Source organism: Candidatus Chlorohelix sp., assembly GCF_037138995.1.
Taxonomy (GTDB): domain Bacteria; phylum Chloroflexota; class Chloroflexia; order Chloroheliales; family Chloroheliaceae; genus Chlorohelix.
Window position 1 is genome coordinate 59,086 of the sequence record NZ_JBAXHI010000004.1, and the last position, 15,633, is coordinate 74,718.

Here is a 15,633-nt window from a genome sequence, read left to right on the forward strand (position 1 = left end):
TCAAAATTGGTTGTCCGAAACTCTCTGTACAATCTGGCAGCACAAATAGCCATAAAGTTGGTTTCTTTTGGCTTTATGATTTTTGTTGTACGGCAGTTAGGAAAGATTGAATTTGGCAAGTACGCCATCGCTACTTCTTTTGTCGCTGTGCTGATGGTACTTTGCGATTTGGGGTTGGGCAGTTATGTAAGCAGGGAAGTAGCAAGAGATATAAAGCGGGCTGAAGAATTGCTCGGCAATATGATTGCGCTGCGTTTTATTCTGGCAACTATTTTTATCGTATTTACTACCGGTAGCGCATGGGCAATCGGCTATTCATCCGATATAATTCTGGCAATTCTTTTGGGTAGCTCCAGCCAATTACTATTTGCGGTGCAAAGTAGCCTTGATTCAGTTTTGATAGGTTCGCAACGGCTTGGCGCATCAGCCTTTGCCAACCTTGCCAATCAAATAGTGCTGGTGTTTTCAGGGGTAATAATACTACTCTTGGGTTTTGGTTTTATTGGTCTAAGCGTAGCCTCTTTACTAGGAATTCTGGCAGCTACTGTTCTAAATAGCCTGACAATTCGAAAGCGAATAGGTAATATTCGGCTTGTATTTTCGCCTAAAAATTGGTTTTCAATGGTGCGAAAGGGGTTGCCCTTTGGTATTAATCAATTTGCTCTATCCATGTCATATCGGTTAGATAGTTTGATATTGGGCTGGTGCTGGAACAACGCAGTGGTAGGCATGTATGGAGCGGCTTACAACCTAATATTTACCCTGACAACCCTTTCCAACAGCATCAATCTAGCTTTATTCCCCTATATGAGTCGCCAATTCGCGCAGAACCCGGAAATTGCCCGAAAAAACTTTGGTAATTATATACGCTACTTGTTAATGCTTTCCTTGCCTATGGCTACAATCGGTTGCGTGCTGGCAGAACCGCTGGCACATCTGCTCTTTTCGGCAAGCTATACCGATAGCGGCAAGGCACTGGCAATTCTAGTTTGGGCTTTACCCTTGATGTTCCTTAACGAGTTATTGGGCTATATAGCGGCTACTGTTGGAATGGAGCGTCAGATGGCGACCATTCGAGTAGTCAATGCTATAAGCAATATTGGCATGAATATTCTTGTTATTCCAATTTATGGATTGATAGGAGCAAGCATCACCACTGTTGTTACTGAAGCAATTGGCTTAACACAGTTTATATGGCTCATGCGAAGTAAAAAAGTGTTTTCTAACTCAAAAATGCACTTGTTCAAAATTGGAGTAGCAGCTACGCTGGCAGGATTAATGGGTTACCTAAGCGCAGGGCTTCCGGTATTACTGGCGGGACTAACAGGGTTGTTGGTATATCTGGCGGGTCTGATTCTAACAGGTTCTATCAATAGCACTGAGATAAAATTAGTATTAACCGCAATAACCCATAAAAATAAACCCAAGATTGAGGGGAATGCTTTATCCAGACAGGAAATATAGCTTATGAAATTTCTAGTTGTTTCTCATCACTTGCCGCCCAACTATAAATCGGGCGCTGAGTTATATGCGTTCCGACAAGCCCTCTGGTTACAAAATAAAGGCAATATTGTTAGGGCTGTCTGTGTTGAGGATATAGAAGCGCCGGTATCTGCGCTAGAAGTAAAACAAGATAATTACATGGGGCTGGATATTGAGCGCCTTTATTTTAACCGCCTTTCCTACCCAAACCCTTTAGAAGCGAGTCACTATAATCCTGAGATAAGGGACTGGATGGAAAACTTTCTCAGGGAGTATAAACCAGACCTGATGCTGGTTAATGCTTGTTATCTGTTGGGAGTGGGAATACTGGAAGCTGCCAAAAAATGTGGCGTACCGGTGGTACTTACCCTGCACGATTTCTGGTTCTTATGCCAGCGTATTAATCTGATGAAACCAGATGGCAGTCTTTGTGATGGGAATGTCACCGGTGAAGATTGTGCCCTTTGTCTTGCAAACGACAAACGACGCTATTTAGTCGCAGATCAATATAGTGGAAATAGAGTCGGGAAAATCATGGTTCAAGGGGCACGATCAGGATTTACTCCATTATCATGGCTTCTAGGTGGTACTGAAAAAATAGAAACATTAACCCAAAGACGAATTCGGTTAAAAAAAGCTTTTGATAGTGTACAAGCAATTATAGCTCCGTCATCTCAGCTTAAACAGATGTTTATAAAGAATGGATTTACCTCAGAGAAAATTCAACATTGTCGTATTGGTCTTGATCAGGAAAAAATAAAAGCCTTAGAAGTTGCAAAGCAAACTAAAAACTCGAAAAGAATTAAACCTGGTCTTCATATAGGATTTCTCGGGCAGGTATTACCTCATAAAGGACTCGATGTGTTGTTGGAGGCATTCAGGCATCTCTCACAACCTGATATTATTCTTACTATTTACGGACCAATGGGTCGAGATAAATCGTATGAGAAAAAAATCAAGGAATTGGTCAGCAAAGATACTCGAATCAAATTTGCTGGCACCTATTTACCCGAAGAGCTGACAAAAATTATGTCAGAACTTGACACAGTTATTGTGCCTTCCGTTTGCTATGAAAACTCACCACTGGTAATTCTCGAAGCTCAGGCTGCCGGTGTCCCGGTAATAGCTTCTAATTTGGGCGGTATGGCAGAATTGGTAAAGCATGAGAAAAATGGCTTGCTTTTTGAACGAGGTAATCCCCGCGATTTGGCTGCTCAAATTACGAAATTACTTGAACAGGATTCTTTGCTGGAACAACTAAGGACAGGAGCCATTCAGGTTAAAACTCTGGATGAAGAATTTTCTGAATTAACGAAGATTTATCAAGATGTGCTACAAAATTACATAGTGGTGAGGTAAATATAATAGTAAGATAAAAGAAAAAGCCCTCGAATCAATTCTGATTCAAAGGCTTTTTCTATTATCTATTTTAGCTTATAGAATACAACAACGTAAAATCATGATTTTATAAACTTAAAGAAGGTACTAGAATCTTCTGGAGAATTATCGCAGCAGGTAATACGGCTCTCTGCCCTTGATTGTTAAATAATTCCTTTTCCAAATTCCAGAATTGGTAGCTATCGTTTGGTGAGAGCGCGTACAAATCTTTTGGGAATGTCAGCCTGCTTTTCACTTCTTCACAACTATCTAGAAGAATTGGTAATATATCTTGCTCCAGATGTGATGCTTCAAAGCATTGGTTTGCACTGCGAGGTTGCCGCGCTAAACCATCCTTTACTATTTGGCGAGCCTGCAATTTGCGAGACACACCTCCAGTGATTTCTTTTAGCTTTCCTTTTTTTATTAGTGTGAATAATCGTTTTAAATAATATATTAATCGGTATGAATCAGAATTCTCTTGTGTGGGAGTATAATCCACAGTGAGGACAAGAATGCCACCGGGTTTGAGTACACGAATCAATTCTTTTATTGCTACTTGGTCGGAAGGGGCTGGAATATGCTCTAACACAGAGATACATGAAATGGCGTTAAATGAAGAGTCGGGGTAAGATAATAAGGTTAAATCCTGATAAGAATAATTTACCTGCGATCCATATATTTTCTCAGGGTGTAACTCCTTCAATTTTTGAATTAACCCTTTGTTTCCATCACATGCTTCGGCTACTACACCTTTATTTGCTAGTATATGAGACAAAGGTGTAACTCCACTGCCCGCATCTAGAAAAGAATCGCCTGATTTTAAGTTGTCCAATAGGGCATCAAGTGCGAAAGAATATTCGAGTTTACGGAAAGGCCAGCGGCAAACTTGTAAATATTGTGGGATTTCAGAAATTCCTGCTACTTCATCCTTATGTATATTGAAATATTGCTCAAGCTGATCTAGATGCGGTTCAAAGAATTGCTCGAATAATGTTGATTTTTCTTGAATAGAAGCTTTAGTCTCAGCCCATAAAACATGCATATGTTATATGCTCCTTTGCTCGAATGAAGAATTCAGCAATATATTATTCTTCAATCCTAAATACTTATACAAACGATAATTTATAATATTTTAGCTTCATGTTCTTTAGATATTTGTGAAAACCAAAATGATATTAATGAGAGTTTATTAATGACTTCTGTTTGAATTAATTCCGAACTATTTTGGAATTATAAAAACTGTTCATCCCATAAAAACGGGAGTGCCTATTTTAGGAGATGTGATTTTTTATCCCGCCAAATTCCTGAGGTGCATAAAAAGAACCAAAAAAGTTTTTTAGAACTACTTCCTTAGAGTTATATATTAGGTACTCCCTGTAAAAATAGGCAGCTTAATGAGAAACCTCAACTAACGCCATATTACACCAATATAACCCCTAAAACCCTAAAAGATGAAGCGCGGTTGAGTTTGGTGAGCTTTAGAATATTAGCCCGTTTGGAGTAGCGAAGACTCAGCAAAATCAGAACGCAGTCCGATTCAAATACTTGCTTCCCCAATGCACTCAAAGTAGTTGGCCAGCGTAGGCTTACCAACTCACATAAGGCTGATGTTTTTACAGGCAATACCGTTACTACGCCATTATCTTCAAATGTATTAATAGGTACTGATTCATATATTTCTGGGTCTTCGCGAATATTTCCCACATTAGTATGTGATTGGATTTCAGTAATTTTTTCTACACTATAACCAAATTGTTGTATTGCTGCGGAAAAGCAAGTAAGTATCTGGGAAGAAGATTTTACATTTTGCTCGCACACTACCAATACACGGCGTTTTTCCGTTTGAGGTAGCTTCTCGAATAGGAGCATCAATTCGGAAGTTAATAATTCTAGCTTTTCATGGTCATCAAACTGGCTTAATCTGGTAAGAATTTCCCATCCGGTGAGTTCTCTAAGGTCAACTTCATCTAGTATCCTTCCAGAAATGCGTTGGAGAAAAGTAATCAGCAAAATTGTCAAAAATAGGCTAATCAGACCCATTGCCAGCGCAGCGTTACGCGGTTGAGGTCCTAGAGCTCCGGAAATAAGACTCGATTTTTCAATTACATGAATCTGATTTGCCTCAGAACCGTCACTTTCAAATTTGGATAGAGCTTGAAGTTCAGCCGTATATGCGTCACTGGCGTTCTTTATATCCCGGATTTGGAAATCTAGCTGAGCATTTAACTCGATGACCTCACCTCGAACCCCTCTTTGGCTTTCAAGGCTTGTAATTTCTTTAGTACCTTTATCAATAAGACTAATTAATTCGGTGCGGCGCTCTGCTATGAATTGTTTCTGCACTTTTTGTCTGAGTTCTTTTAAGAGTGGAGTCTCATTGGTTAGCATTTCTACAATTGTATCTAATACTTGTAAAGTGCGTTCGGGGTTTGTATCCACATACCGCACTTCAAAAAAGGGTGTTCCCGCACTCAACAGAATAACAAGCGAGCGATTTAACTCTTCGGTTGAAAGCTTCCCGTTAAAACGTTGTGCAATATTTGCAAGAAAATTTTCCTGCTTCAAGAGCTTGCTATAGCTTCCTCCCAAACGAATTGTAATTAAATCAGGTGTTTGGTCTTTTATTTGTTTGAAAGAAGGGCTAACAATAAGAAGCTCTCTACCCTGATAATATTTGGTGCCATGCTGGATTATAACGTAAGCAATAATGCCGCTTATAACCGGAATCAATATTAAAAGCCACCACCAACGCAATAGCCTAACAATTAGTTTGCGTAACTCGACTCCGGTACCAGAGAACATCCTCATTTTTAGACCCTTTGAAGCTAGAGACGTTTCCCGCGATGACGATTTCGCAAAGTAATGGTTATAGCCAATAAGCCGCCAATTGCAAAAACAGGAATTATGGCAAGAGCCGCCGCTGTATAGCTCTCCTCAAGCCATTGCCGGGTTCCGCCCGCTTCTACAGGCGGAAGAACGGGTTGCGGCTTAACGGTTGCAACTGGCATAGAAGGGGTTTGTGGGGTTTGTTCTGGACGAGTATAAGTTCCTATGGGTTGTGGTTGAATCCCGGTATCATAAGTTTTTGAGCTATACCACACACTTTTTGAATCATCATCAGTGGGTTTGTTGCGAGCGAACCATACGACATGTATGCGGTCAGGACCCAAGCCAATACGAGGATATTCAGCAAAACCGGGTACAATTCCAATAATCTCCGGCTGTAACCAATTGCCATTTTCCCAGACTACATGGTAGGCAGCAAGATCTTCTGCTTTCTCTATCTCACCTTTTTTTCCACTTGGAGTAAGTGCAATAGCCGCTAGGTGAACGCGACCATTCCCATCCCCTGCCAAATAATAACGATCAAAAAAGTGTTGTGAAGAAAAGCGTCTTGCTGAAATATCCGGTATAGCAGTAGGCTCTGAGAAATTAAGCCCGTTATCTTGAGAAACCATATAGAATATTTGTTGCTTTTCTAATACTCTCCATGCCAGCATAACCCCATTTTCACCGAAGGTAGTAAGAGTAGTTTGAGCAATAGGTTCTTTCTCACTACCGAAGGTCAAGGGGTCGCTCCATTTGTTTCCATCATCAAATGAATGGGTATATCCTCCGAATGCCGCCTGATTGCGTCCGGTCTGGTTATCATAGCCATCATCCCAACTTACGTGTAACCCGTTGGATATATCCGCTTTAATAGTTACTTTGGTAGCGCCATATTTCGGTTCACCGATAAGTTTGGGATACGACCAGCTTTTTCCAAAATCCTCACTACGACGATACATAACTACTTGACTCATTTTTGCAAAATCAGTTCCCTCTATCTGAGTCCAAACTACATGGATTGTCCCTTTTTTATCTACTAAAATATCTGAGTAATATGAGGTGTTAAAATCATCAATATTACGTGAGGTACTCCAGGCTGTTGGAATTGAAGCCTCAATTGCCGGGGCATATTGAAAATTCAATGAAGGTCTTGAGCGATAGACCAATTCTAAAATGCCGCGGGTATTGTCAAATGCAACAGAGCTACGAGGTACAACTCCATAGGGAGAAACCGAAATATTATAAGGTCCTTTTGGGTCAACATTACCTTCAGGGGAAATAGAATTGTAATAGACCTTATCATATTTCTCCCAAATGGGAGAATCTTTCATCTCAAAAAAATCTGAGCCTAAAAATACAACGTGAGCAGTACCCGCCCCATCAACTACAATATCTGGAAACCAAGCATGCTGCATTTTGCTTGAAAGGTTTACAGGCTCACTCCAATCGGAAGCGGCTTCCACCGGATAGAGCAGCGGTAGCAAAAGGGTTGTGAAAAGGAAAAGAAGTATTGTAAGGCATAATTTGAAACGCATATTTTACACCTCAATTTATGCTACAGCTTCGCTTGTTTCGATTTTTGCACTGCTTTGCTCTGGACGGCGTTGTTTTAGTAACTTAATAAAATGGAAAGATGAGCGTCGTGGAGCATCAATAGTTATAACACCCAGCACATAGCCTTTTAAACGCTCAATTACCTCAATTGTTGCTTTCAATTCCTGACTTCGCGTTTTCTTTAACTCGCATACTAAAATTATACCGCTTACGTGGTTTGCCAATAGGCGTGGCGTCTTTTCGGTCAGTATGCTATCGCAATTGAAAACTACAATATCACCGGGAACGGAGTTATGGGGCAACCCGTAGATATGTTCTGAACCGGGACGTAGTACCATCAGTTTCTTTTTCTCAGGAGAAGCATCTCCGGCAGTCATTAGAAAGAGGTTTGGTACACCCGTTTCATGCACTAAGTCTTCGATATTTGGGAAACTATTACCATAAAAAATTTCAAAAAATCCGGTATTGTTGTCCACTTCTAACATTTTATGCAAACTGGGGGTTTTTACATTAGCATCTACCAGCAACACTTCGCTGTTGAAATTAGCCATAGCAATTCCAAGATTCAACGCTATTTCAGGTTGAATACTGGCACTATCAGGGGCAGTTAGTAAAAGGGCGCGGCGACTATTAGCTAGGTGTTCTGAGAATAATATATTTGTGCCAATTACCTCATAAGCTTCAGCCACGATTTCGTTATCAATGTTTTTAGTTTTTTTGGAAACAATTCTAGGCACGTGTCCTAGAACTCGTAGTTTAAGCCGAGTCGAAATATCATCGCCATTCTTCAAGCGGTCATCTAGATATTCAAGCACAATGGCACAGATAATAGCCAAAAAACCGCCTATTGCTCCGGTTATGGCAGCAGCTATTAGTGGGTTCAACCCTTTTACAAGACGGGGTTGTTTTGATTCTTCAAGAATATTTATTGAGTTTGGAGAGTTAGTGGTACTTTGCTTGATTAGGTTTGTATAATTGGTTTGCCAAGTATCAATTTGGTTTTCCAAAGCCTTAATTTGACCGCGAATTTCTGTAACTTCGGCGGCGGTACTGGCAGAACTAAGATCCAGATTAAGTTCCTGTATCTTTTTTCGTCCCTCTTCTATTTTTGATTGCAAATCATCCATTTGTTTTTGGATAAAATCAGCTTGCTCTTTACGTTGATTTTCAGGGGCGGTTGGGCTTTGGGCAATCAATTGCTTACCGAAATTATTTACAAGCTGAACTGCGCGGGTTGGATCTACATCGGTGACTACAATTTCAATAAAAGCGGTGGCAGGAATAACTCTGGCAGAAACCATACCTGACAGTTGTTCATTGGGAATATTTAGATTTAATTCATTTTTTACGCCTTCAAGTATAGGTTGTCGCCTGAGCAATTCAAGATAATATACCGCCAATCTGTCGGCGAGAGGTATTTCAGATTGATCGGGATTGGCTTGCCGAATAACCTGTCCAACCATAAGCGTGGTGGAGGCTTCATATTTAGGTGGAGCTTTGGAGGTTAGATAGTAATTGATACCACCCGCTAGTATTACACCTAAGACTATCAACCACCACCAATTCAAAATTAATCTTGTATAGCGACGTACTTCGCGTGAAAAATCCATAGTTTTTACACAATAATAGAAAAATAACTAGACCAATAACGCATTTATACTAACAGACTAAATTGATTATGAGCCAAACGGATTAATTTTCATTATTATTTTTCCTAAAGAAATGAAAATTGATTCACAAGTCTGGCTCACCAAATTTGCCTTGCAAGAAATGCCACATTCCTATCAACCGCCACTGGCGAAGAGGGCGCACGGACTGGTAGCGTTTCCAGATTGTCCAAGCAACAATTGTGCGTAAATCAACCAACACCATGTTGAGTAAAACCCGTAGATTAGAAGCACCACGATTCCGTAAGAAAAGAAGGCGGTTGCGCGTCATCAGATAAATATATAACGGGGATTGTTCGCGTGCTTCCAGACTAATCTTATGCCAGATTATACTTTGGGGTACATACCAAATGCTATATCCAGCTTTTGCTGCTCTGGCGCACCAATCCGTTTCTTCATAATATGCAAAGAAGCGAGGGTCTAGCATACCAATTTTTTCAATAACTTCACGCTTTACCAACATGGCACAACCAGAAACGTAATCTACTCTTTTGAGGTAGTCATATTCAGGTGAGTCCACCGCATTAACCCCTAATTGCTGAGTCCAGCCTGATTCGGTTATTAGACCGCCTGCCGACCAGATACGTGTTGGGGAATCAAAGTAGTAAATTTTTGGACCGGTGATTCCGATTCTGTAATCACTCTGCGCCATCTGGACTAACGGCTCAATAAAATCAGATGCCACCTCAGTATCATTGTTAAGAAGTAATACATAATCGGCATTCCGTTCAAGAGCATGCCGAATACCTACATTATTTCCTTCGGCAAAACCCAGATTCCGACTATTGGTAATAAATTCAACAGGATAATTCAACCCCAGTAGAATAGCTTGCAACTTTTGAACCGAGTCATCCTCCGAACCGTTATCCAGTAATATAACGTCGTAGTTTGGGTAAGTAAGCTTTCCCAAAGAATGGAGACAATTTATTGTGTAGTCAGGGTTATTCCAGTTAAGAATTATTATGCTAACCTGTGGTGTTTTCACCGCATTGCCATCTCCTTTAATTTGTTCAATTCCTCTACTGGTTCAAATCTGTCTGGAAGCTCTGCTTTAGCATGTTCCATAAGAGACATTGCTTCTTTTAACCTACTATGCCGTATATAAAACATCTCAAGAGCAGTATAACTTTCCCAATGCTGGGGGTTAAGAGCGATAGCTTTAAGAAAAAATGGTTCAGCTTCAAGGTCATTCTGACTATCCAGCAATTGCCGCCCGCGCCAATAAAAGAGAATTGAAGCTTTAGCCTGTTTCCAGATTTCCATAGCTTCCATAGGGCGACCTTCTTTTTCTAGCGCTTCACCCAGCATCAGTAGGCTCGGACGATCCTCTGGATTGTTTTTTAGGGACATCTTGAGATGTTGTTCAGCTTGCGATAGCAAATTTCTCTGCAAAAATACCCATCCCAAGCCTCTTTCAGTAGCTGAATCCCATCCTAGAATCGAACTAGCATTTTCATATTTCTTTTGAATTTCAAGAAGACTTGGTTTTTGCTGCTCTCTCCAATATTGGAATTTCTCAAGACTGGCAGCATTTACTTCTGCTAATCCCCAAAATTGCCACAAGCAACCTACTATCAATAAAAGGCTAACTGGTACAGCGAATAAGAAATATCTTCGCAACTTCGGTTTCCAGCTATATTTACTTTTTGCCCGAAATGGTATGGTACATGAGCAGGCAATCAGAGCAGTCGGTATCCAGAAAAGCGGCGCAAATTGCCCATTCCAGCTACTATACTCGGTTGCGCCGTACACCTGTAATGCTGCCATAGCTGCCATACCACCCATAAAAGGGACTGCTTTATTGCCATTGGGAGTTAAATCAATTCCCTGCCAACTTTTTTTACCTGCCAGCAATTGGAAAAGTAACGTTAACCATAAAGCTGTCGCCCCCAATGCTGCTAACAGCCCAAACAAGCCAAGTTCAACGTAACATTGCAAGATAAGATTATGGGCGTGTTCCTGTGAGCCATAATTTCCGAGATTAACCAGGTCATTTAAAGGGTCACGGGGAAAAGGATAGATATTCTTGTATTCTCCAATTCCCATCCCGGTCAAAGGCACATCGCTCAAGATATAGATTGTATCCTGCCATACTTCTAATCGACTCAAACCACCATCGTTAAGCAACGTTTGCGGATTGAAAAGGCGGTATTGCCCACTTACGGCTAGATAAAAAGCCATTGTTGTAACCGTAACCAATGCCAGAACACCTAGTATTAACTGTAGCCTTTTACTGCCACGTTGCCACACCAGTATTCCCAGCAAGAGCAACCCAACTGCCAGCGCCGCCAAACTCCCCCGACTGTTTGTAACCAGCAGTTCTCCCAACATTAGCCCAAAAGATATACCCCCACAAATCCTAATGCGCCATCCTTTTCCAATCAGTGTATAAGCCATCGCCAGTGGCGCAAATATTGCCAGCATACCTGCCAAAGTATTGCGGTGCATTACCAGCATCTCGCTATGTGGCAAGATAGAACTCGCAAGCTTGAGGACGGAAGCTGAAAGCGAATTGGTTCTTAGATAATCGTCATCCAAATTAGGTAATATCAATAACCCAATCAGAGATAGAGCAATTACCAGCGCCAGACCTGCTTCATGTAATAACTTCGCATGCTGTGGTTTCCCAAACAGCCACCAAGAAAAAAAGAAAAGAACTGCCGCCAAGCCGAGCAATATTGCTCTTCCAAGATTGCCTCCGGCTGTAATCAATCCGACTATCAGTCCGGCAGTGTATAGCAACACACTGCTTCCGAATAAAGGGAGACGGTAGTCTGCGCCTTTGCTTACTACTGTCTCAACCCACACCGGAAAACGTTTTGTAGGCACCACTTAAATATCTTTACTTATTGCCTACCCATTTGAAGTGCGACACCCCAATGGTGAGCAAATCCTTCAAGGTAGCAAGGCTATTAGCACTCTTAAGAAAAGTCAGGGCTGGAGCAGGGCGGAATGCCCATTCTCGAAAGGCACGTTTCGCCCAATACTGAATTTGCTCATTTGAAAGGTGAGGATAATTCAGCACCGTTGATTGATCCATGTCAAAATCTTCATACTTGGTCATTTTAATCCAGCCATTTTCCAGCGCATCGTAGTAGAAAGGCGTACCGGGATAAGGCACAGCTATATGGAAAAGCGCAATATCCAGCGGCAAACTCTTGGCAAATCTTATAGTTTGCTTGATGGTATCTACAGTTTCACCGGGCATACCAATTATGAAATAGCCCCAGTTTTTGATACCAAACTTTTTGGAAGCAGCCAACGCCTTACGGGTTTTCTCCTCATTGATACCTTTCTTCATGTGTTTAAGCACTTCTTCGCTGCCGCTCTCAAGACCCCAGCTAATCATCCAACAACCGGATTTAGCCATTAGTTCCAGCATTTCTTCATCAATGAAATCCACGCGGCTATTGCAAGTCCAGCGAATTTTGATGTTCCTCTCGATAAGCTGTTTGCTTAGCTCAATCACATAATCACGTTTGACCGTAAAGAGGTCAGCATAAAAATGTATGCTATTCACTCCTAACCGCTTGAGTTCGATAATCTCCTCAATAGTGCGTTCCGGGCTATGGCTGCGTACTGAGAAATCCCACATCACATGTTTTATACAAAAACGGCAACCTGCTGAACAACCTCGACTGGTGGTCACAAAGCAATAATTGCCCTTAATCATCGGGATTTTGTATTTGTGCATCGGCAGCAGATGGTACAGGGGCATTGGCAAATCGTCCATATTCTCGATATTAGGGCGATCTGGGTTATTAATAAGCATGCCATTCTTACGCCAGACCAGCCCTGAGATATGACTGAAATCTTCTACTCCTGCTTCAAGGTTATCTATAAGCTCCTTGAAAGTTACTTCAGGCTCAAAGCGAATAATAAAATCAAGGGTTGGATAATCCTCCATCGTCTCTTTCCACATCGGCGTTACGTGGCTACCAATAGCGATAGTTTTAGTGCCGTAACGCCGGGCAAGGAAAGTTACCTTCATATCATTGGTAATCGTAGGTGCGGTAACATTTGTAACCAAATACTTAGGCTTCTTTTCTTCCAGCAAAGCCTCAAACTTGTGCCAGCCCATATATTCGGCGATACAATCTATTAGCTCTATTTTCTTCTGCGGATAAATCATCGCTGCCAATCCAGCCATTTCCACTTGGGGCCAAATCATTTTCTCGCGGCTGCGCCTGCCCACCCGATGAATATCGCGGATATATACCTCACCATCGGGAGAAGGGGGATTGACAAATAAGCAATCTAGGTTATAAGTACGCGGTATCACATCCTTGATACTTTTGTGTTCTAGCAGCAAGGAAATGCTGCGCCGTTGCGCTAGATGTGGCACTTTCTACGTCCTCCATTTATTAATTAGTGATGTCCTATACCCAATGCGACCCTATATTTATCAACTAATCAGCCAAAATATACGGGCGCATCTCCTACCCTAGCTACCTTTGTGCCGATTTCTTGGTTGGCAATCTCCTGTGCAGCGCAAAAGCCCATTTCTAGGGCGTGGTCGGTATTGATATACCGGAACAAGCCTTGCCGCCCGCCGGTAATCATATTATCGAAGGAACTTAACTGGTAAATAAGCGCTGCCAGATTACCTTCATAGTTAAGGTCATAGCTAGGATAGGCATTAGGCAATCGCTCAAAAAAATGACCAATCACTTCTTCCCGCTTGAAAAGCCCTGCTTCAACTAGTCCTTGAATCGTTTTTTCGTACAGAACTTCTTCACTCTCAGTCCAGATTTCGTCACCAATATCACATGTTATTTCCACCGTCAGGCTACCTTTGCCATGCGGGGCAGCCTCGTGCGAGAAATTTCTCATCTCGGAAACGCGATTGAAAATAACTTTCGGGTCTGGAAAATAAATCCAGTGGTCATTGGTTACTTGAGATTTGTTTAACTTGAGAAAAAGGAAAATCATCGCCCTAAATTTGAGACCCTGTGCGGCATGCATAATTGCTTCCGGGGGTTCAGGACGTATGCTGCGTACTAAAGAGCTAATCGGAATAGTAGAAATAAGATAATCACATGGGAGAACGTGGGTTTTGCCATGCTGTTCATAAACCACTTCAGCGATGCGACCCTTTTGGTGGCGCACTTCTAGCATACGCGCATTAAGATGAATACGTGCGCCCCCTTCGGCTGCCTTCTCCGCAATAACTTCCGATATTCGTCCTACTCCTTGACGTGGGTAATAAAACAGGTCTTTATACTCGGAGTGGTGAAAATTGTTGTCGCCCTTGCGAAAACCAAGAGTACGTAGGGTTAAATCCCAGAGATCCACTACCGCAACCCGCTGTGCTGCCCAACTACTGGAGAGCTTACGGGGGTCGCGTCCCCATACTTTAGCGGTGTACGGTCCAAAATAAATATCGTACAAGCGTCTTCCAAAGCGATTTACAACCCAAGATTCAAAATTATCATCCGGGCTGGGCTTGATTTTGTTTTTTACGACAGTAGCGGCAAAATCAAGAAAAGATAAACCTGCTACATATAAGGGAAGATTCTTGAGCAAGTTTCCGGCGTTAAGCGGATAATCGTACATCTTATTCCAGAAAAAGACCCTCGTCTTACGGTCACGCTTTTCCAGTTCATCTCCCAATAATTTATCGATTTCGTTAATTATGGCAGGGTTAGAAGAATGAAAGCGATGGGGACCTAAATCCCACAAATAGCCATCACTGCGTATGGTGTATGCCATACCACCCACGAAGGGTTTTAGCTCAATCACATCGGGCTGGTAGCCGCGTTCGGTCAACTTCCATGCCGCCGCTAAACCTGCAGGACCCGCTCCAAGAATTACCACTCTTCCCTTAGCCATATAAATGCACCTCTCTATTTGAGAATGAGCCGGATAACTTGATTAACTATTCTCAAATTATCAAAGTGCCGTGAAAGTAAGGCGCACAGGCTCGACTATTTTTATGAACCTTTATTCATTACCGGGAATTTTCGAGTTGGAAAATAGAAGGTAAGCCTAACTCAAGCTCAGACAGCTTTTCGGGTGCAAGCGGTTGCTCTTGCAAATTTCGCACTACTTTGGCAGGATTACCAACCGCGATACAGTGGTCTGGTACATCCTTTGTCACTACCGCAGCTGCGCCGATAATCGCCCCTTTGCCAATTTTCACACCATCAAGCACAATTGCAGCGGAACCAAGCCATGCGCCATCCCCAATTTCTATGCCTTTTGCGGTAATACCTTGATCCATCACCGGGCGGGTAGTATCTCCGTAGCGGTGTTGTACCGCTAGAACCTGTACCATTGGAGCGAACAAAACTGAATCGCCAATGGTTACGCCTCCTTGCCCCCGAATAATGCTAAATTCGCCGATAATGCAGCGTTTGCCAATTTTGATGTGGGCGTTTGGCAGATTGCGAAAGTTGTAAACGTGGTATTCGCTGTGGTGCATCAGGAAAGAATCTTCGCCCACTTCAATGCCGCCGGGGGTGGCATGCATATACACGCCATAATCAACAAATACGCCGGGGTGTAAATGAATATGGCGTGTGCAACGTAAACGCGCCCCTGCTTCAATTGCTACCGTGCCGTCAAGTTGCATAATGGCGCGGTATAAAAGATTGCGAAGAGCAATGCCGGGCAGACTTGGCACCCAAGAGGCGGTTGCCAAAACTGCTTCCTGCTTTAGATAGCCGGCAAAATTGCTGCCGCTCTGAGTTTGTATGTAATAATTAAGCTTGCTCATCGG

Annotated in this window: 11 protein-coding genes; 2 read left to right on the plus strand and 9 right to left on the minus strand. The window is 42.2% G+C overall.

Going from position 1 to position 15,633, the window contains the following annotated elements; genetic code table 11:
* Positions 1-6: 6 nt before the first annotated feature.
* A complete protein-coding gene (locus tag WCK19_RS03195) occupies positions 7-1,464 on the plus strand; it encodes a flippase (RefSeq protein WP_342395911.1) in 1,458 nt (485 codons plus the stop codon).
* Between the two features lie 3 nt (positions 1,465-1,467).
* The gene (locus tag WCK19_RS03200) at positions 1,468-2,841 is read left to right on the plus strand and encodes a glycosyltransferase family 4 protein (protein ID WP_342395912.1); all 1,374 of its coding nucleotides are present in this window, start codon (positions 1,468-1,470) and stop codon (positions 2,839-2,841) included.
* Between the two features lie 106 nt (positions 2,842-2,947).
* Here WCK19_RS03200 and WCK19_RS03205 read toward each other — a convergent pair whose 3' ends face one another.
* The 9 genes from WCK19_RS03205 to WCK19_RS03245 all read right to left on the minus strand — a co-directional run bounded on the left by WCK19_RS03205 (position 2,948) and on the right by WCK19_RS03245 (position 15,630).
* Positions 2,948-3,904, minus strand: a complete 957-nt coding sequence (locus WCK19_RS03205; RefSeq protein ID WP_342395913.1) for a class I SAM-dependent methyltransferase — start codon at positions 3,902-3,904, stop codon at positions 2,948-2,950.
* Between the two features lie 377 nt (positions 3,905-4,281).
* Positions 4,282-5,664, minus strand: coding sequence for a hypothetical protein (locus WCK19_RS03210; protein ID WP_342395914.1), 1,383 nt, complete (start codon positions 5,662-5,664; stop codon positions 4,282-4,284).
* A 23-nt stretch (positions 5,665-5,687) separates the two neighbouring features.
* Positions 5,688-7,226 carry a sialidase family protein gene (locus tag WCK19_RS03215; RefSeq protein WP_342395915.1) on the minus strand — a complete coding sequence of 513 codons (1,539 nt, stop codon included), beginning with the start codon at positions 7,224-7,226 and terminating at the stop codon, positions 5,688-5,690.
* A 15-nt stretch (positions 7,227-7,241) separates the two neighbouring features.
* A complete protein-coding gene (locus WCK19_RS03220; RefSeq protein WP_342395916.1) occupies positions 7,242-8,855 on the minus strand; it encodes a hypothetical protein in 1,614 nt (537 codons plus the stop codon).
* 124 nt (positions 8,856-8,979) lie between these two features.
* Positions 8,980-9,897 carry a glycosyltransferase family 2 protein gene (locus tag WCK19_RS03225; protein ID WP_342395917.1) on the minus strand — a complete coding sequence of 306 codons (918 nt, stop codon included), beginning with the start codon at positions 9,895-9,897 and terminating at the stop codon, positions 8,980-8,982.
* The gene (locus WCK19_RS03230; protein WP_342395918.1) at positions 9,894-11,741 is read right to left on the minus strand and encodes an O-antigen ligase family protein; all 1,848 of its coding nucleotides are present in this window, start codon (positions 11,739-11,741) and stop codon (positions 9,894-9,896) included. Before WCK19_RS03230 ends, WCK19_RS03225 begins: the two co-directional genes overlap by 4 nt.
* A 13-nt stretch (positions 11,742-11,754) precedes the next feature.
* Positions 11,755-13,257, minus strand: coding sequence for a radical SAM protein (locus WCK19_RS03235; protein ID WP_342395919.1), 1,503 nt, complete (start codon positions 13,255-13,257; stop codon positions 11,755-11,757).
* Positions 13,258-13,325: 68 nt separating this feature from the next.
* Positions 13,326-14,744 (minus strand): FAD-dependent oxidoreductase, encoded by a 1,419-nt coding sequence (locus WCK19_RS03240; protein ID WP_342395920.1) that lies wholly within the window; start codon positions 14,742-14,744, stop codon positions 13,326-13,328.
* Between the two features lie 118 nt (positions 14,745-14,862).
* Entirely contained in the window at positions 14,863-15,630 is a 768-nt protein-coding gene (locus tag WCK19_RS03245; protein WP_342395921.1) for an acyltransferase, read from the minus strand.
* Positions 15,631-15,633: the final 3 nt, after the last annotated feature.